The 17519-nt window shown below is 57.4% G+C and carries 16 protein-coding genes and 2 tRNA genes; 8 read left to right on the top strand and 10 right to left on the bottom strand.

What is annotated here, in order from left to right; all coding sequences use genetic code 11:
- The first annotated feature begins 2 nt into the window (after positions 1-2).
- Entirely contained in the window at positions 3-956 is a 954-nt protein-coding gene (locus tag EJA72_RS26460) for a hypothetical protein (RefSeq protein ID WP_157714821.1), read from the top strand.
- A 113-nt stretch (positions 957-1069) separates the two neighbouring features.
- On the opposite strand, the gene dinB is transcribed toward EJA72_RS26460, so the two are convergent.
- Positions 1070-2131, bottom strand: a complete 1062-nt coding sequence (gene dinB / locus EJA72_RS26455) for a DNA polymerase IV (RefSeq protein WP_157714820.1) — start codon at positions 2129-2131, stop codon at positions 1070-1072.
- A gap of 302 nt (positions 2132-2433) precedes the next feature.
- Between dinB and EJA72_RS26450 the strand changes: the two genes are divergently transcribed.
- The 4 genes from EJA72_RS26450 (at position 2434) to EJA72_RS26435 (ending at position 7083) form a co-directional block, all read left to right on the top strand.
- Positions 2434-2510: transfer RNA gene (locus tag EJA72_RS26450), tRNA-Met, on the top strand.
- A 277-nt stretch (positions 2511-2787) separates the two neighbouring features.
- Positions 2788-2864: transfer RNA gene (locus EJA72_RS26445), tRNA-Met, on the top strand.
- Positions 2865-3142: 278 nt separating this feature from the next.
- Complete coding sequence (gene mprF / locus EJA72_RS26440) at positions 3143-5785, top strand: bifunctional lysylphosphatidylglycerol flippase/synthetase MprF (protein ID WP_157714819.1); 2643 nt, start codon at positions 3143-3145, stop codon at positions 5783-5785.
- Positions 5785-7083, top strand: coding sequence for a virulence factor family protein (locus tag EJA72_RS26435; protein WP_157714818.1), 1299 nt, complete (start codon positions 5785-5787; stop codon positions 7081-7083). Before mprF ends, EJA72_RS26435 begins: the two co-directional genes overlap by 1 nt.
- Before the next feature lie 56 nt (positions 7084-7139).
- Here EJA72_RS26435 and EJA72_RS26430 read toward each other — a convergent pair whose 3' ends face one another.
- The 4 genes from EJA72_RS26430 to EJA72_RS26415 form a co-directional block, all read right to left on the bottom strand.
- Positions 7140-7427 carry a type II toxin-antitoxin system RelE/ParE family toxin gene (locus EJA72_RS26430; RefSeq protein ID WP_157714817.1) on the bottom strand — a complete coding sequence of 96 codons (288 nt, stop codon included), beginning with the start codon at positions 7425-7427 and terminating at the stop codon, positions 7140-7142.
- 11 nt (positions 7428-7438) lie between these two features.
- A complete protein-coding gene (locus EJA72_RS26425; RefSeq protein ID WP_157714816.1) occupies positions 7439-7729 on the bottom strand; it encodes a type II toxin-antitoxin system Phd/YefM family antitoxin in 291 nt (96 codons plus the stop codon).
- A gap of 146 nt (positions 7730-7875) precedes the next feature.
- Entirely contained in the window at positions 7876-9777 is a 1902-nt protein-coding gene (locus EJA72_RS26420; protein WP_157714815.1) for a potassium transporter Kup, read from the bottom strand.
- 574 nt (positions 9778-10351) lie between these two features.
- A complete protein-coding gene (locus EJA72_RS26415) occupies positions 10352-10588 on the bottom strand; it encodes a hypothetical protein (RefSeq protein WP_157714814.1) in 237 nt (78 codons plus the stop codon).
- Positions 10589-11483: 895 nt separating this feature from the next.
- Between EJA72_RS26415 and EJA72_RS29445 the strand changes: the two genes are divergently transcribed.
- The 3 genes from EJA72_RS29445 to EJA72_RS26405 all read left to right on the top strand — a co-directional run bounded on the left by EJA72_RS29445 (position 11484) and on the right by EJA72_RS26405 (position 13703).
- Positions 11484-11780: a hypothetical protein gene (locus EJA72_RS29445; RefSeq protein WP_256679776.1), complete on the top strand. Its 297-nt coding sequence runs from the start codon at positions 11484-11486 to the stop codon at positions 11778-11780.
- 76 nt (positions 11781-11856) lie between these two features.
- The gene (locus EJA72_RS26410) at positions 11857-12897 is read left to right on the top strand and encodes a hypothetical protein (protein ID WP_157714813.1); all 1041 of its coding nucleotides are present in this window, start codon (positions 11857-11859) and stop codon (positions 12895-12897) included.
- Between the two features lie 11 nt (positions 12898-12908).
- Positions 12909-13703 (top strand): hypothetical protein, encoded by a 795-nt coding sequence (locus EJA72_RS26405; protein WP_157714812.1) that lies wholly within the window; start codon positions 12909-12911, stop codon positions 13701-13703.
- A gap of 14 nt (positions 13704-13717) precedes the next feature.
- Here EJA72_RS26405 and EJA72_RS26400 read toward each other — a convergent pair whose 3' ends face one another.
- Genes EJA72_RS26400 through EJA72_RS26380 form a run of 5 tightly spaced genes read right to left on the bottom strand, consistent with a single transcriptional unit; the run spans position 13718 to position 17517 of the window.
- Positions 13718-14689, bottom strand: coding sequence for a hypothetical protein (locus EJA72_RS26400; protein WP_157714811.1), 972 nt, complete (start codon positions 14687-14689; stop codon positions 13718-13720).
- A complete protein-coding gene (locus EJA72_RS26395) occupies positions 14674-15372 on the bottom strand; it encodes a hypothetical protein (RefSeq protein WP_157714810.1) in 699 nt (232 codons plus the stop codon). The genes EJA72_RS26400 and EJA72_RS26395 overlap by 16 nt, the downstream gene beginning before the upstream one ends.
- Positions 15369-15908, bottom strand: a complete 540-nt coding sequence (locus tag EJA72_RS26390; protein WP_157714809.1) for a DNA-binding protein — start codon at positions 15906-15908, stop codon at positions 15369-15371. Before EJA72_RS26390 ends, EJA72_RS26395 begins: the two co-directional genes overlap by 4 nt.
- Positions 15905-16831, bottom strand: a complete 927-nt coding sequence (locus EJA72_RS26385) for a hypothetical protein (RefSeq protein WP_178129595.1) — start codon at positions 16829-16831, stop codon at positions 15905-15907. Before EJA72_RS26385 ends, EJA72_RS26390 begins: the two co-directional genes overlap by 4 nt.
- Complete coding sequence (locus EJA72_RS26380) at positions 16828-17517, bottom strand: hypothetical protein (protein WP_157714807.1); 690 nt, start codon at positions 17515-17517, stop codon at positions 16828-16830. The genes EJA72_RS26385 and EJA72_RS26380 overlap by 4 nt, the downstream gene beginning before the upstream one ends.
- Between the last annotated feature and the right edge of the window lie 2 nt (positions 17518-17519).

The following is a 17519-nucleotide window of genomic DNA, read 5'->3' as shown; positions in this document are numbered from 1 at the left end:
TCATGTTCAAGCGAAACACCTTAGGCCTCGGTGGTGCCGCCCTGTGCGGCACCCTGCTGGTCAGCGGCTGTGCGAACCACATGTCACAACGCAGTGAGCAGGAGGAACGTGTCGAGCGCAAACTGCTCGACCACAGCCTGCAGATCGATGTCGGCGAGCCCAAGATGCTTGAGCTTCCGCAACGTCGGGTGAAAATCCACGAGCAGAAGACATTCGAAATCACTGAGTTTGAAGTCACGCGCCACTACGACCGCTACACGCCCTACCAACCCTGGCGGGAGATCTACGAGATCCCGCTGGGGGCGGTGGCTGTGGTGGCCGGTGTTGGCGCCAATGTGGCCAACGTCTTCGCCCTCGGCAATCTGCCTGACAGCATGACAAAGGACTGGCTCAGCTATGGTTTCGCCGGACTCAATCCGTTCATGAACGTGCAGTCCCATGGCCGCGCGCAACAGAACCTGGCGGGCATCGACGAAGTTCAGCGTGACAAACGCACCGAATATTCGAGCCTGCCGTGGAGCGAGCGTCCGGTCGAGGTCAAGGCTGGCAAGGAAACCTTCGAGCTGACCACCGACAAAAATGGCGTCCTGCGCCTGAACCTGTTGGACAGCCCGTTCGCCGAACATGACATCAACCATCTCACTCGACTGCTGATCAGGGTCGAAGATGGCCAGGACGATGTGCACACTGACTCCTCGCTTGCCGTCAGCAGTTCCTTGCGCGGCAAGCTGCTGGAAGCGCACGGGCTGATTTACGACGACCTCGAAGACGATGAAGTGAGCCAGTGGGTACACCGGGTCAAACGTCTGTCGGAGTTGGGCCTGGAAGAAGAAGCCAGCGAACTGGAACAGAGCCTGATCGAACTGACCCGCAACGATCCGGAGTTGCAGACCGAATTCCTCAAGTCCCTGACCAAGGATGCCGGGCGACTGGTCGCCGATCCGGGACCGAATTAAGATTTTGTAGGAGCGAGCTTGCTCGCGATGGTTTGCCAGTTAACGACAATGTGTCTGACACACCATCGCGAGCAAGCTCGCTCCTACAAGGGTCCCTCGAATTCACCGCAAAACTACCGCTCAAACAACTCCATCTGCTCAAACCCGCCCCGCAAATCCTCAAGCCTGACCCCCACCCCCAACAACCGCACCGGTTTCCCGCCGCGATTGAACGCCTGGGTCAGCAACAGCTGAAAACTCCCCAAATCCCGCCCTGCCCCGGCCTGCTCCAGCGTGGTCTGGGTAAAGTCATGGAATTTCACTTTGACGAACGGCTTGCCGGGCCGATAGCTGCTGTCGATCCGCGCCATACGGCCCGCCAGGGTTTCCAGCAATTCGGGCAATTTATCCAGGCAACTCACCAGATCCGGCAGATCCACGTCGTAGGTATTCTCGACGCTGATCGACTGCCGTCGACTGTCGTTATGCACCAATCGATCGTCTATCCCACGAGCGAGACTCCAAAGCCGCTCGCCGAAACTGCCAAATTCGCGCACCAGCGCCAGCTTGTCCCACTCCCGTAAATGCGAGCAGTCGACGATGCCGAGCCGGCCTAATTTGTCGGCCGTCACTTTGCCAACGCCGTGCAGCTTGCTGACGGGCAAACCACTGACAAAGTCCTCGACCTGATCCGGCGTGATGACGAACAAGCCATTGGGCTTTTTCCAGTCGCTGGCGATCTTGGCGAGAAACTTGTTCGGCGCCACCCCGGCCGAGACCGTGATGTGCAATTGATTGGACACGCGTCGGCGGATGTCCTGGGCAATGCGCGTGGCACTGCCGCCGAAATGGGCGCTGTCCGAGACGTCGAGATAGGCCTCATCCAGGGAAAGCGGCTCGATCAAGTCGGTGTAATCGCGAAAGATCGTGTGAATTTCCTTCGACGCTTCTCTATAGGCATCCATGCGCGGCTTGACGATGGTCAGGTCCGGGCACAGCTTCAACGCGTGCCCGGAAGACATGGCCGAGCGCACGCCATAGGCCCGCGCTTCGTAATTGCAGGTCGCGATCACGCCGCGCCGGTCCGCCGAGCCACCCACCGCCAAGGGTTTACCGGCCAGGCGCGGGTCGTCACGCATCTCGATGGCGGCGTAGAAGCAGTCACAATCGACGTGGATGATTTTTCGCTGGGTCATATAAAAGCGGTGTTCATGGCGAAGAAATGGAGTCAGGGTCTGCCGGAAAGGCAGTATCTCACTGACACCTGTATATAGCACCAGTGGTGCTGAATGTTCTTTTTCAACCGTAGGAAATGTCGCTGATGAATTTATTTTCTCAATCGAAGCCACCCGCCCAATAGAGCTGCAACCCTTGCCGCGCCTGAATTACAGCCGGTTGCAGCGCGTCAATTTCCAGCTAAGCGATTGAACCAGAACAGTTTTTATCCAGAATGAAGGTTGACAGCCTCTCGATCCTCTGTAGAATGCCGACACACAGACGCGGGATGGAGCAGTCTGGTAGCTCGTCGGGCTCATAACCCGAAGGTCGTCGGTTCAAATCCGGCTCCCGCAACCAAACATCAAAAAAGGCTACTCGAAAGAGTGGCCTTTTTTGTGCGCGCAAGAAAAACCGAATACCTGTAGGAGCAAGCTGTCTCCGGGCGGCGTTCCGACGATGGTCGTTAACGATAACGCGTTAATTCAGACACCCCGTGAGACCTTGAGTTTTTCGCGAGCAGGCTCGCTCCTACGCGCCTCTTTCGACCGTCTGGCGCTCATTCACGCTTATTTGACCCATCTTGGGATTAACGGTTGACACCCCGGCGTATCTCTATAGAATGCCGCCACACAGACGCGGGATGGAGCAGTCTGGTAGCTCGTCGGGCTCATAACCCGAAGGTCGTCGGTTCAAATCCGGCTCCCGCAACCAAACATCAAAAAAGGCTACTCGAAAGAGTGGCCTTTTTTGTATCTGTTGAAAAAGTCCTTTCGCAACAATGACCTGTCACTATGCAGTGAAGCGTACGGGATCACCCAAGTTCTCAGATCAGACTATGCTGAGTCGCAGGCAGAACCCGCCACGACTGATGACGTGCCGTCGCCGAACATCGGTGAGAGGCGTTAATATTTGTGATTATTTTTTTCTACAGGGATTGGTAACTTGGCTCGATACCCCCATCCTGTCGCGCACAATCCAAGAGGTGATTGATGCGCGCCAACTCGTCTGATTCACAAGACACCGTCACAGCGACACAACCGATCAAGGCCGAGCGTCTGCGCCTGCTTGATCGAATCAGCAAATACCGTCAGCCCATTGGCCTGGCTGTTACGTTGCTGTTGTTCGCTATCGCGCTGATTGCCTGTCGCCACCTGCTGAGCGAGCTCGACCTGTACGCGCTGCACGACTCGATTCTCGAAGTTCCGAAACCGGCATTGTTGGGCGCACTGGGTGCGACCGTGGTCGGCTTCATCATTCTGCTGGGCTATGAATGGTCGGCCAGTCGCTATGCTGGCGTGACCCTGGCACCACGCCTCCTCGCGCTGGGCGGGTTTACGGCGTTTGCCATTGGCAATGCCATTGGCCTTTCGATGCTGTCGGGGGGCTCGGTTCGCTACCGTTTATATGCACGTCATGGGCTGGGGGCTTCAGAAGTCGCTCACATGACGTTGTTCGCCAGCCTCTCCCTCGGTTGTGCCCTGCCGCCGCTGGCCGCCTTGGCGACGCTCAGCGATCTTCCTGCCGCGTCTACTGCGCTGGGCATGTCCGAGGCGTTGCTGGGTGTGATTGCCGCCGCGGTCCTGCTGCTTTTTGGCGTGTTGGCCATCGGCATCTACCGCCGCCGTCTGCCGGAACAACCTTATCCGGACAATTTGCTGGTCAAGGTGGGACGCCGCACGCTGCGCCTGCCGGGTCGACGCCTGACCTTTCTGCAGCTGATTATTACCGCACTGGACGTCGCCGCCGCTGCAACCGTGCTTTATCTGTTGCTGCCTGAAGCCCCGCCGTTTGGCGCGTTCCTGCTGGTGTACCTGCTGGCGCTGGCTGCCGGCGTACTCAGCCATGTGCCGGGTGGCGTGGGGGTGTTCGAAGCGATTCTGCTGGCCGCTTTCGCCGACACACTCGGCGCTGCGCCACTGGCGGCCGCGCTGCTGCTCTACCGCCTGATCTACGTCGTGCTGCCGCTGCTGGTGGCCTGTGTGTTCTTGCTGATCAACGAAGGCCAGCGCCTGTTTCAGACACGCCAGTCACTGCGCGCCGCCTCCGGCCTGGCCGCGCCGATCCTGGCGGTGCTGGTGTTTCTCTCCGGCGTGGTGCTGCTCTTCTCCGGCGTGACCCCGGAAATCGACACCCGTCTGGAGCACATCGGTTTTCTGATCCCTCATCGACTGGTCGATGCCTCGCACTTCGGCGCCAGCCTGGTGGGCGTATTGTGCCTGTTGCTCGCTCAAGGCCTGCGTCGCCGATTGTCGGCCGCATGGATGCTGACCACCATTTTGCTGCTGGTCGGTGCGGTGCTTTCGTTGCTCAAGGGGTTCGACTGGGAAGAAGCTTGCCTGATGACCCTGACGGCGAGTCTGCTCGGGGTGTTCCGCCGCTCGTTCTACCGCGCCAGCCGCCTGACGGAATTGCCCTTCTCGCCGCTGTACCTGGTGTCGAGCCTCTGCGTCCTCGGCGCGTCGATCTGGCTTTTATTGTTTGCGTATCAGGATGTTCCGTACAGCCATCAACTCTGGTGGCAGTTCACCCTCGACGCCGACGCCCCTCGCGGGTTGCGTTCGCTGCTCGGCGCCGCCGTGTTGTTGGTCGTAGTGTCACTCACCTGGCTGTTGCGCACCGCGCGCCCGGTGATCCACTTGCCGACGACGGAAGAGCTGGATCGCGCCGTGAAGATTCTCATGGCCTCCTCCCAACCGGACGGCGGCCTCGCGCTGACCGGTGACAAGGCGCTGCTGTTCCACCCTAACGACGAGGCGTTTCTGATGTACGCCCGCCGTGGCCGCAGCCTGGTGGCGTTGTACGACCCGATCGGCCCGACCCAGCAACGGGCGGAGATGATCTGGCAGTTCCGCGACCTGTGCGACATCCACCATGCCCGCCCGGTGTTTTATCAGGTGCGCGCCGAGAACCTGCCGTACTACATGGACATCGGCCTGACCGCGATCAAACTCGGCGAAGAAGCCCGGGTCGATCTGCAGCGTTTCGATCTCGAAGCCAAGGGCAAAGAGATGAAAGACCTGCGCTACACCTGGAATCGCGGCACCCGTGACGGTTTGTCCCTGGAGATCTTTGAACCGGGGCACGCGCCAATGGATGAGCTCAGGGTGATTTCCGACGCCTGGCTGACCGGCAAGAACGTGCGCGAGAAAGGCTTCTCGCTGGGCCGTTTCAGTGATGACTACATCAAGCATTTCCGCGTCGCGGTGATTCGTTTCGAAGGACGCCCGGTGGCGTTCGCCAACTTGCTCGAGACCTACGGCCATGATCTGGCCAGCCTCGACCTGATGCGCGCGCACCCGGACGCCCCCAAGCTGACCATGGAGTTCATGATGGTCGGCCTGATTCAACATTATAAAAATCATGGATACGCGCGTTTCAGCCTGGGCATGGTGCCGTTGTCGGGGTTGCAACCCCGTCGTGGTGCACCTTTGACTCAGCGCCTGGGCTCGATGGTATTCCGCCGTGGTGAGCAGCTCTACAACTTCCAAGGCTTGCGCCGCTTCAAAGACAAGTTCCAGCCTGACTGGGAACCCCGTTATATGGCCGTGCCCGCCGGACTCGATCCGCTGGTAGCCCTGGCCGACACTGCTGCCCTGATTGCGGGCGGCTTGACTGGATTGGTGAAACGCTGATGATTCAACGCTCCTTGCGGTACGTACTGGCCACACTGGTAGTGCTGGCCCTGATTCTGGGTGGCGGCTACTGGTACCTGAAACGCCCGGCACCGGCTCCGACCCTCGAACAGCTGACACCGGCCGATGGCGCCGCCATGACCCGCGTGATCCCCGGCACCACGCCGAAGGCTCAGGTGCTGGTGGCGGTCACCGAAGAGCAGAAGCTCAGCGACCAGCAACTGATAACCCTGAGCCGCTCCGGCTCGGCGCAGATCGTTCAAGTCATTCTGCCAAAGGAATGCCTGCTGCAAAGCCGTGCGCTGCAATCGGCCCTGCGAGAACTCAAAGGCCCGGCCACCCTGGTCAGCGGCATAGGCCCTGGCGCGGTGCTGGCGTGGCGCTGGTTGTCCGAGCAGAAGGACGACAAGGCCCAGGCGGTTTCCGTCGACCTGGCGCTGGAAAAACCCGGTTGCACCCACCTGCTGCCAAAAAGTGCCGCCCACGGCCACTGGCTGGTCGCCTGGAACGACAACCCGGACGACGCCAGCGCGGGCTTCGTGCGAGACCAGCCCAACGCCGAAACCAGCATCAGCGACTACGACATCAACCTGCCGCAAGTGCTGAACAACGAACTGCGCAAGATCCTCGTCGGCGGTGACAAAGCCGCCGGTGGCCTGCAGATTCCAGTGGTTGAAGTCCCGGCCGGCCAGGCCAAGGACACCGTGACCCTGTTCCTGTCCGGTGACGGCGGCTGGCGCGACCTCGACCGTGACGTCGCGGGCGAAATGGCCAAAATCGGCTACCCCGTCGTCGGTATCGACACCCTGCGCTACTACTGGCAGCACAAGAGCCCGGAACAAAGCGCACTGGACCTCGCCGAACTGATGCAACACTACCGGCAGAAATGGGGCACCAAGCGCTTCATCCTGACCGGTTACTCGTTTGGTGCCGATGTCCTGCCGGCCATCTACAACCGCCTGGCCGAGTCGGAACAACAGCGCGTCGACGCCATCATCCTGCTCGCCTTCGCCCGCACCGGCAGCTTCGAAATCGAAGTCGAAGGCTGGCTCGGCAACGCCGGCAAAGAAGCCGCCACCGGCCCGGAAATGGCCAAGCTGCCACCGGAGAAAGTGGTGTGCATCTACGGCGAAGAAGAAGTCGACGAAAGCGGCTGCACCGACAAGTCCGCCGTGGGCGAAGCGATGAAACTGCCTGGCGGCCATCACTTCGACGAGAACTACCCGGCGTTGGCTCAGCGGCTGGTGGACATCATCGTCAAGCGCCAGGCCAAGGAAGAGGCGACGGCTCAGGAGTGATCTGAGCTTCGCGCACAAAAAAGCCCCTGCTGCCTAATGGCAGCAGGGGCTTTTGTTTAGAGGCGACGCTCCGCTGCGTCATAAACCTCTTCATCACGCCGCGCACCGACTGCAACGATCAACACTTGGATCGCTCTCCCATCGACTCGGTAAACAATCCGGGTGTCACCTGTCCGAATTCTTCTACAGCCTGCAAGGCTGGCTCTCAGGGGTTTGCCGCTCTTATCCGGCTCGCCGTTGATAATTCGCTCTTCGATTACATCAAGAATGCGATTTGCCGCAACAGCTCCCAGCAGATCCAGATCCGTCTGGACATCCGGGTGATAGATAACGCCCCAAACCATCCGTAGCTCCTTTAGTCCTTCCTGGCGTACCGTGCCCGCATATCGTCATGGCAGACCGCTTTGGTCTCATCAAAACCGGTCAGGCGTTCGCGAGCGGCCACCTCGATCCGAAGGTCATCCAGCTCGTCGAGCATTTCCTGATACGCATCGACATTGATAATCACCGCAGCAGGCTGATTGTCTTTGAAAATGACCAGGCGTTCAGTGGCGCGACTGGAAATTTCCTTGAGCCTCGCACTGAAGCCTCTGACCATGGCAGTCACCGATATGGCTTGGTCAGCACGCTCTAGTAATGCCGTCATACTCACCTCTCTTCAAAAGCATGTAAATTTGAACGTATAGCTCTGCGCAAAGTATTACGCTGTATTTGACATACAGCAAGCTGCAAGAATCCAGGAAACAAAAAAGCCCCCGCTACCTTCACGGCACGGGGGCTTTTTGATGGGGCTTACATTTCTACCTGTGTACCCAGCTCAATCACCCGGTTCAGCGGCAGGTTGAAGAAGCGCAGGTTACCGTTGGCGTTCTGCAACATGAAAGCGAACAGCGCCTCGCGCCAGCGGGCCATGCCTTCGAGTTTGGAGGCGATCACTGTTTCGCGGCTGAGGAAGTAGGTGGTGCGCATCGGGCTGAAGTCGAGGTCGTCCAGATGGCACAGCTTCAACGCCTGCGGCACGTCCGGCTCATCGACGAAGCCAAAGTGCAGGATCACCCGGAAGAAACCTTCGCCGTAGGAATCGACCTCGAAGCGCCGGGTTGGCGGCACGCGCGGGATGTCTTCGTACACCACGGTCAGCAACACCACTTGCTCATGCAGCACCTGATTATGCAGCAGGTTGTGCAACAGCGCGTGAGGTACGGCGTCTGGCCGCGCGGTGAGGAACACGGCGGTGCCCTGGACACGATGCGGGGGTTGCACGCGAATACTGCTGATGAAGATCGGCAGCGGCAAACCGCCCTCGTCGAGACGATCGACCAGCAATTGCTTGCCGCGCTTCCAGGTGGTCATCAGTACGAAAAGGGCGATACCGGCGATGACCGGGAATGCCCCGCCTTGCACGATTTTCGGCACGTTGGCGGCGAAGTACAGACCGTCTACCAGCAAGAAGCCGAGCGACACCGGCACCGCGAGCACAGGTGGCCATTTCCACAACAGCAACATCACCGCCGACACCAGAATGCTGGTCATCAGCATGGTACCGGTCACCGCGACGCCGTAGGCCGAAGCCAGGGCGCCGGAAGATTCGAAACCCAGCACCAGCAACACCACGCCGACCATCAGCGACCAGTTCACCGCGCCGATGTAGATCTGGCCTTGTTCGGCGCTGGAGGTGTGGCGAATGTGCATGCGCGGAATGTAACCGAGCTGGATTGCTTGACGGGTCAGGGAGAACGCACCGGAAATCACCGCCTGAGAGGCGATGACCGTGGCCAGGGTCGACAGGCCGACCAGTGGAATCAGGGCCCAGCTTGGCGCCAGCAGATAGAACGGGTTGCGCGCGGCTTCAGGATCACCGAGCAGCAAGGCGCCCTGGCCGAAGTAGTTCAGCACCAGCGCCGGCAGCACCAGGATGAACCACGCACGGGCAATCGGCTTGCGGCCAAAGTGGCCCATGTCGGCGTACAGCGCTTCGGCACCGGTCAATGCCAGCACCACCGCGCCGAGAATCGCCACGCCCATGCCTGGGTGAACAATGAAGAAACGCACGCCCCAGACTGGGTTCATCGCTTGCAACACTTCCGGGTGTTGCAGGATGCCGTAGACGCCCAGCGCGCCCAGGACCAGGAACCAGGTGACCATGATCGGCCCGAACAGAATGCCGATTCGCGCGGTGCCGTGGCTCTGGATCAAAAACAGCGCCACCAGCACGACCAGCGACAGCGGCACCACCCAATGGTCGATGCCATCGAACGCCAGCCCCAGGCCTTCAATCGCCGAAAGGACGGAAATCGCCGGGGTGATCATGCTGTCGCCATAGAACAGCGCCGCGCCGATCAGCCCGCAGACCACCAGCAGCGACCGCAGTTTCGGATGCCCCGCCGCCGCCCGCCGGGCCAGCGCGGTCAAGGCCATGATCCCGCCTTCGCCCTGGTTGTCGGCGCGCAGGACGAACATCATGTATTTGAGGGAGACAACCCAGATCAGCGACCAGAAGATCAGCGCCAGGATTCCCAACACGCCGTCATGATTGACCGGCACGCCGTAGCCACCGGAAAACACTTCCTTGAGGGTGTACAAAGGGCTCGTGCCGATATCGCCATAAACCACCCCGACCGCCGCGACCAGCATGCCTATCGGCTTTGCTACCGAATGCTCGGCACCCGCCGCCTGACTACTTGCCTGACCCATCCACCACTCCTACTACCCAGACCGGACTTCTTTGAAAGAAGCACTATGCTTTGCCATGCAGCATGCGCTGTTTTACTTCACGTTACAGACGTTTTGTTGACTGTAAAAATTCGGTAAAGCCTAACGGCGCGAAGCATAGCGCAGCACTCGTCGTATTTCCCTCCATAAAGCTGGTCATCTGCGCGTGTCGCCGCTAGAATTGCGCACTTTTTGATCAGAGGCGCAGCCAAGCGCCCGATTAACGCCTTGCCCGTTCACGGCTGGAGGCGTCACAAATACCGAGGTTAGACATGTCCACCACTCCTGCGCCGGCCAATCCAAAGGTTGGCTTCGTATCCCTGGGTTGCCCGTAGGACTACAAATATATACACCCATCCTCAGGCACCTGCGTGCCGTCACTACCTTAGATGCACACGTAGTAGGCGTCACCTCAACGGTTCGTTGTGGTTCGTCAAAATGATGGGGGAAGGTGCGTAGAGCCGCATGTCAGTGAGCAGAACAGCAGGTTTGGGGAACGTAGGGGACAATCAGTGTCCACATCCGCTGCATAGAGATGTGGACATTATCGGATAGGCTACTCGGTGATCAGGACGCCATCGCTGTTGACACTGTGCTTGCCAGTCGGGATTGCTACTTTCTCTCCACAGCAAGGGCATTCCGCATTTACGTTGATAGCTCCCTGAACGGTCATACCTGCCGGCATGTCCAACGTCAACTCACTGACCGTCCCTTTTCCACAGGTGTACTGACGAGTCGCTTTGACGTAACTGTCAGCGCTGAGCACACCGTCCTTTAACGTGAATTTTGGCATTTTTGTCTCCTTGGTTTAATTCATAGGCCGAGTGGCCCGCTCGAATGTCGGAGCATTATTCCGACGCGAGAGGTTAACTCACGCCAAAGAAGCGCTACAAACGTGAGTAATGATGTGAAATGCCCCAAATCGTCTACAAGACATGCAGAGCGTGGCTTCCAGGCTGATTGGCATCTATTTCGTTAGAGCCCAAAAGCGCACCTGGTGCGACTAGTTCAAATATTGAAAACTCCGCAAACAGCACGTTTTCAAATGTCCCCCTCTGATAAACCGGGGCCTCCAGTACTTCCCCGTCCCTGACCTCCTACAGCGGCGCTGTGCGACCGCGCTGCACTTCTCTTCCTAACTTTGCAAACTGTGAAATTGCCGATCACCTGCAAAGCCCTATGGCCCGCCTGGGCTGCAGGCTCGTTTGCATTACATTCAGAATTGCACAAAAAAAGGACACAAGGCCCGTCGGCGGGAGGGGGATAAGTGCTTTTTCAGACGTTTTTTCTTCGCCCAGCCGAATTCACCAGCGTGCGCCCTAGCCTGGCCTCGTCCCTCGTTTCATCGGACCGACATTGCCTCTAAACCTCAAGCGTTATACTGTTTATATATACAGTATTTTGAAATTGATTAGGGGTGAGCTATGCATGCGAAGCATTTGGCAATTTCGGGTGATAGGACTGGCGCGATTGCGCAGTGGGAATTAATTCTGCGGGACGAAGCCGCACTGCTCGAAAACCCGGGACGTCATCACAAAACACTTCTGATTCAGGCTCACACCCTGCACCGCCTCCACTTGATCACCCGTGACGATCTTAGCGATCTCCTGGAGCAGGCAGACGGTGCTCTGGCGTACGCAGTCGAAGCACTGATTGATTGTCACAGTGGCGATCAGGCGGGTTAGCACATGCATATGCTCGTTACCCCCATGAGAGTTCGAGGCCTCGCGCTAACGGCCCAAGAACGGCGGCGCTTTCCCGCGATCCGAGGCAATGTGATGGTGAACTCAGAAAACAACGTCGAGCTCGGTCGGAGCGCCAATGTGGCTCGTGTGGAAGTAGGGATGCCCCTTGAACCGGACCCTTTGCCTCGGCTGCTGGACGCAACGCTGGCAGGGATGGCGGTCACCGGATTTGTGTTAAGCGGGATTGAGTACATCGACGGGTGTGCTTATGCACAGTCGTGGTGGTGTCGATTGGAATGACAACCACTATAAAGTTGTAGGATAGTCATTTTATAGTCGGAACTGAATTTTCGAGCCAAGGAATGGGGATTTTCCTATGAAGTACGAAAAAACTCTTAAGTGGCTAAGTAAGCAGCCAAAGCTGACCGCACAGCAAATTATCGACACATTTAAGCAACATGCGGATGAAAATATTGAAGTAACAGAAAAAGATATTGGCAAGCCTGGCTTTGAAATAAATACAGGTCAAGGTGTCTGTTTCATCACGGAGCGACCAATAGATTATTACAACAAGAAGTGGGGTCGAGTTACTGGCACACAGGAAAGAATGCTCGAACTATCCATACCGGTCCCGTTCCACATAGGGGAAGGAGATCTGGTGAATTCAATATACAAAATAAACAAATCTGCCTCACCATTGGAAGCATCAGATGAATGGCTACATAAAATATTCAGCATCGAAGTAGCAGCCACTTACTACAACAAATACTTTTCTCAAAGCGAAGCACTAAAAGAATATAAGACAATAATTTTCGAGGCAATAGAAGCATACTATATAGGCATGGACCATATAGCGATAATGTCTTTAATTCCAGTATTCGAGGCTGGCCTTCGCAACATTCAAAACAAAACTTTAAGCACCGACTCCAGAACTATAAGTGCAGCGATTTTTGAACAGCGACTGAAAGAAATAATTCTTCAATGGGGTAGTCGGCGCACCTTAAATTACGTTTGGCACCCCGGAAAATTTTACAGCGCAGACATTGAAATAGATTTCTTGACTCACATATGCCCTCAATGCGACGTCATGAATGCATTCAGAGTATTCTTTAAAGAAGTTTTATACAAACCTAATGACGGCAACACCGCTGGATTTAACAGGCATGTAATCATACACATGTTAAAAAACAACTTCAACAACCCTACCAACTTCGCCAGAATTTTCCTATCGCTTACTCATATTACTTTTATAGAAAGCTTAAACAATGAGAACGTACCATTTTTCTGGCCCGGCATAGATAACAAAGACATCGAAACAGCAGCCTATCTACGTGCTATATCCACTCAATTTGGTGATCACCGAAGGCCGCTACTCAGGTCGCTCGGTATCGATGGCTACAGCAAAACAATAAAATAAGAGGCAACATCATGTTTTTAGCAAAGAGATGCGACAAAAAACACAACATAAAAAGCGGAAGCCTTCTAAAACTTGGCAGTCTTTATGAATACCGTGCCACTGAGAAGCTGCAGATAGCTGATCGTGAAGAAGGAATATACACATTCAAAGTAAAACTGGACGGCATCGTCACGATCGATCGAGTCTGGCATAACACGATATTTCCTGGCATGGTAATCGGAGACAACGATTGCATCCAGTTCCCAGGGCAAAACAGCATGCGTATGGACAGCTACACGTATGTAGAAAGAGAAGGGGAAAACGTAACACTTCAGGACTCTTCGGCGACAATCACAAGGGAAGACCACAACAGCTTCATTTTTTGCATGTCTCATGTAAAAGAACAGCGTGACTGCATGGAGCTTTTTCCAGACTACGACGACCAGTGGTTCATAAATTATAAAGATGCCCATAAATTCGGCATTGCCATAGGGACAACACTACTATCTACCATTGACACAGAATCCAGAGTAGGAAATTTCATCATCCCTGAAGAATTTTGCAATAGAGATCTCAGAATAAATTTTCGATGCGACGAAGTAACTTACGACCTACGCGAAATACACATAAACAACACAACCCACCTGTTGCCTGACGAGCTAAAATCCAGAATGAAGGACATCGCATTCACAAAGCCGCCAATACCGTTTAAATCAGAAAAGGAGTATCGCTTCCAATATACACTGCACTCCAACGGCACCATAGTGCCCCCTTCTTTAAACAGCCTCTTGATTAATTCAGAACCACTTCAGAAATTCTTAATTTAAATTCAGCTTTACGATCACATTGTTATCAGTTTCATCGCACTCGAAAGTTCAGCAGAGAGAGCGGCATTACTCGTAAATATTGCTGCTGTAGAGGGGATTGGTCCGGTTCCATGGACGTGCGCAGCGATCTGTAAATTCATTTGCGCAGTTAAGTCCAGTAACTCACAGAGGACTCGTAGCACGTTCAGACTTTCAGATCCCACCCATGATCTCGGCGCCTGCATCCGCTGGCTGATTCCGGCCATGCTCTCGCGCAGGCCCTGGATCTTCTCCTGCATGTCTCCACCCACAGCGGCGTTGTGCTTCTGACCCACGACCAAATTGAAGTCCCGCCCGGTGGCTTGGTGCAAATCATCAAGGGCCGCGATTGTCGCAGTGCCGGCGGAATTGAGCTTGAGCGCGCCCAGTGCCTCGATCTTCTTGACGCCGCCGACCGTTTCCGTCGAATGGTGCTCAACCTGGTGGACGTGGCTCTGGTATCGCTCCTGGTTGTCGTTCGCCTCAACCTCGCGCTCGATCGCCTGATCCCGAATCTTCCCGTCAGTCTGCCGGGTCCAGTTGCCATCCGCGTCAACGCGCTGCTGCACGGCATCACTGTGCTGCCACACCTGGTCACCCTTGGGCACCTTCGGCAGGCTCAGCCCGTGCGGCAGGATCGTCTGGATATACGGACTGCTCGGTAGGCCATAGGCGAAGCACACGACCACGCGGGTGCCCTCCTCGGGGAATCCATAGACGCCCATCTCTTCGCCGCCCGTTGGGACCGGAAGCGGAACGCCGGACAGCACCGGCATGTCGGGATCCGCCTCGCCGCTGGGCAATAGCACTTCAATGTCGACCGCGTAACGCGGGCGGAAGTCGTCACAGATCCCGGCGCCGGCGGGCGCATCGGCGATCCCGACCACGCGCGCAAACCGTGGCAAGTGATAGCCACCGGTCAATTCTGGAAACTGCCGCTCGACACTGCGCTTTATTGCGTCGTCCATTTGATCCCCATCTGAGTGCCGGAAAGCGTCACGCTGGTGATTCGCTCGCCTTGATTGATAGTTGCACCTGGTCGCAGCCCGGGCAGCGCGGAAATCGTCGCGCTCTGGTTGCCCTGGTAACCGTCGAACAGCTCGACTGGCAGCTGCAGCGGCGCACGGGCACCAAAGAAGCTGTCGGCCCAACTGCCCACGAACACCTCGCCGTCACCCTGCTGCTGCCAGATGAAGTCCGGAACGCCGAACACTCGCGCCATACTGTCCATGGCCTGGTAACCAGCGGCCAGGCTGTAGAAAAACGGCGCCTTGACCTTGGTGTAGGCCTGATCCGGAACACGAAAGCGCAGGCCGGTCCTGTCGCTGATCTCACCCAGGACAGCGCGCAGGTCCACATGGCGCAGGTTCAACGGCAGTGGGTTGGCCAGCACAGCGGCCAGCTCGCGGCAGAGCACGACCTGTTGCACGCTGTTGGCCACGGTGCTGCGCTCCACGAACCCGATGAAATGGCGCTGCAGGGCGCTTTCGTTGTACCCGATGTCGAGTGTCACCAGCCCTTTGACGGGCGTGCTGGACTGAATCGTGAACATCGCTCGCCCTGGGCTTTTCACGTCCAGGCGAACTTCGTCCTTCACCAGCGGGTGCACCACACCGCTGATCGTCAACACCTTGTGCAGTTTCAGACTCATGAGGCACCGCCCAGGTAATTGTCGACCTTCTTCAGTACAGCTTCGAAGCCGGTCAGTTCCGGACCGTTTCCAGACTCGCCCGCGCCGGCACCAGCTACACCATCACCCGGGGCGGACTGCGTATTGACGCCGCTGGCGGCGCGGCGGCTCTCGACTTTCTCAGGGTTCGACAGTTTCTCGGACAAGGTGAACTGGATGATCCATTGCGACAGGGTGTCGTCTTCCCGGGCGCTGACGCCGTCGGAAAACTGTACTTGGCGAATGCCGAAGGCCTCGGCAGTGTCGTTGACGATTCGGTAGGTGCGCAGCTGGCCACCGCCGGCGGTGCCCTCGGCCAGTCGCATTAGCGTGCGCAGGTGGGCGCTGTCCTTGTAGCGAATCATCATCGCCACCGTCAGCGTCTTCGGCTTGAAGCCCTTGTGCGATTTGTCGGTGCTGCTGGTCTGTCCCGACATGTCGTCACTGTCGATCTTCAGGTTCGCGGTGACCTTCAGACGGTGTCCAATGATCTGTTCACCATCGAGCAACAGCGTCATAGACCCACCAGTTCGCGGACGAAACTCAGCCCCTGGAGCGAGCCGACCAGGATCACACCAGCCGACTGCACCCACTCATGCCCCGGTGCGTTGTCGCCCTCGAGCAGTTGCTTGCGAAGCTCACTGGTATCGCCTGGGCCAATTAAGCGGGCCTGCATGGTCGGCTCGTCGGTGCCGCCCGAAAGCAGTTCCTTGAGCGCCGACAGTTTTTCATCCTGGTCGACCGACTGCTGCGCTTTACGCTGGGCAAGTTCGGCCAAGTCGCTCAGCGGCGAACTGTCCGCCGCGTAGCTTTCCATCATGGCCAACTGGCCGTTGAACGATTGAGTGGCCGTCTTGACGACGGTGCAGCTCTGCAGCGGCAGTTCGGACCACGCCGGCTGCATGCCGCTGATTGGGATCTGCCACTTTTCCGCCTCAAGCTGCACCAGGTTGCGCGCTCGGCGTTCGGCGCGCTGCAGATCCGCGATCGGCAGCAAGGCGTTGAACTTCGACAACACACTGGCCAACAGACCGAAATTGGTGCCCAGGAACAGCAGCACCAGGGCGTATTGCTCGCCATCCGGTCGAGCAGCGTCGGTACCGTCGTCGAGCTTTTCGGCCAGGCGCTGCAGCACGCCGGGAGCCGACAGAAAACGCTGGTAGCCAGTGCCCTGGCCGACGCCACTTTGAAACGGCGTGACGACGAGGCATTTCGGAGATTCGCTGAACTGCGCATCGAGGGCGGCGCGTCCGTTCGCAACGACGTCCTTGACGATCCCGCCGATCGCGCTCGGATCGGTGGTGGCCAGGCCGTCAAGACTGCTCAACCGTTGGGCAGTGCTGAGCAGGTTTGCCCCAGCCATCTCCTTGGCATCGTTCATCTGATCCATCCACGCCGTCGACTGCTCAGGCCAACGCATGTTCACTGGCGCCCAATTCACGGCTGAGGCTCCTTCCAGATAACCACTTCGATGGCGGCCGGATCACCAGCCAAAAGCGCCTGATCGAGCAGCTGTTTCAGGCGATTGGCCTCCAGCAACATCAGCAATTTGTAATCGGTAAAGTCATCGCTGACCTGGCGCAGTTGCGCAACGGTATGTGAACGAAACGCCTTTACTCCCTGCTGATCGCGACAGGCATAGAGCATTTCCAGGCCACGTAGCACCGCGCCGGTCAGGTTCAGTTGATCGTCCATCTCACTGCTGTACTGATGCGGACTGCCCAACGCCGAGGACCAAAAACCACCGGTGATCGTGGCCACGCAGCCGGCGTTCACTTTGGCCGCTTGCAAGGCATGCAGCGAGGTTAAATCTTGAACCCATTCCCCTTGCCACCACTGATAAGCGGCTGATGGCTTGGGCTTCGCGGTGAGCCCTTCCGGCAGGTCACCCAACTCAAAATACTGCAGGGCGGCGCCGTTATCCGTTCGATACACCGTGCCACGGTGATCGGCGATCTGCTCGGGTTGGGCATCGCCGAGCACCCACACGTGCCCATCCTCCGGCGCGGCCAATTCAACCTCAAGTTCTACGGCGTTCGCCGGCATTTGCGTGCCAATGCCCGGGATCACCGGCAGCTCTACAGGGCCGTTCAGAACGCCGGTGTTGTCAGTCAGATAGATAAACATGG

Origin of the sequence: Pseudomonas sp. PB120 (assembly GCF_009761815.1) — a bacterium.
Classification (GTDB): Bacteria; Pseudomonadota; Gammaproteobacteria; order Pseudomonadales; family Pseudomonadaceae; genus Aquipseudomonas.
The sequence above is the reverse complement of the archived record's forward strand: the minus strand, read 5'-3'. Positions and strand labels throughout refer to the sequence as shown.

Coding starts and splice junctions, on each gene's coding strand:
- EJA72_RS26460 (WP_157714821.1), top strand. CDS start 3: ATGTTCAAGCGAAACACCTTAGGCCTCGGTGGTGCCGCCCTGTGCGGC.
- dinB (WP_157714820.1), bottom strand. CDS start 2,131: ATGACCCAGCGAAAAATCATCCACGTCGATTGTGACTGCTTCTACGCC.
- mprF (WP_157714819.1), top strand. CDS start 3,143: ATGCGCGCCAACTCGTCTGATTCACAAGACACCGTCACAGCGACACAA.
- EJA72_RS26435 (WP_157714818.1), top strand. CDS start 5,785: ATGATTCAACGCTCCTTGCGGTACGTACTGGCCACACTGGTAGTGCTG.
- EJA72_RS26430 (WP_157714817.1), bottom strand. CDS start 7,427: ATGGTTTGGGGCGTTATCTATCACCCGGATGTCCAGACGGATCTGGAT.
- EJA72_RS26425 (WP_157714816.1), bottom strand. CDS start 7,729: ATGACGGCATTACTAGAGCGTGCTGACCAAGCCATATCGGTGACTGCC.
- EJA72_RS26420 (WP_157714815.1), bottom strand. CDS start 9,777: ATGGGTCAGGCAAGTAGTCAGGCGGCGGGTGCCGAGCATTCGGTAGCA.
- EJA72_RS26415 (WP_157714814.1), bottom strand. CDS start 10,588: ATGCCAAAATTCACGTTAAAGGACGGTGTGCTCAGCGCTGACAGTTAC.
- EJA72_RS29445 (WP_256679776.1), top strand. CDS start 11,484: ATGCATATGCTCGTTACCCCCATGAGAGTTCGAGGCCTCGCGCTAACG.
- EJA72_RS26410 (WP_157714813.1), top strand. CDS start 11,857: ATGAAGTACGAAAAAACTCTTAAGTGGCTAAGTAAGCAGCCAAAGCTG.
- EJA72_RS26405 (WP_157714812.1), top strand. CDS start 12,909: ATGTTTTTAGCAAAGAGATGCGACAAAAAACACAACATAAAAAGCGGA.
- EJA72_RS26400 (WP_157714811.1), bottom strand. CDS start 14,689: ATGGACGACGCAATAAAGCGCAGTGTCGAGCGGCAGTTTCCAGAATTG.
- EJA72_RS26395 (WP_157714810.1), bottom strand. CDS start 15,372: ATGAGTCTGAAACTGCACAAGGTGTTGACGATCAGCGGTGTGGTGCAC.
- EJA72_RS26390 (WP_157714809.1), bottom strand. CDS start 15,908: ATGACGCTGTTGCTCGATGGTGAACAGATCATTGGACACCGTCTGAAG.
- EJA72_RS26380 (WP_157714807.1), bottom strand. CDS start 17,517: ATGTTTATCTATCTGACTGACAACACCGGCGTTCTGAACGGCCCTGTA.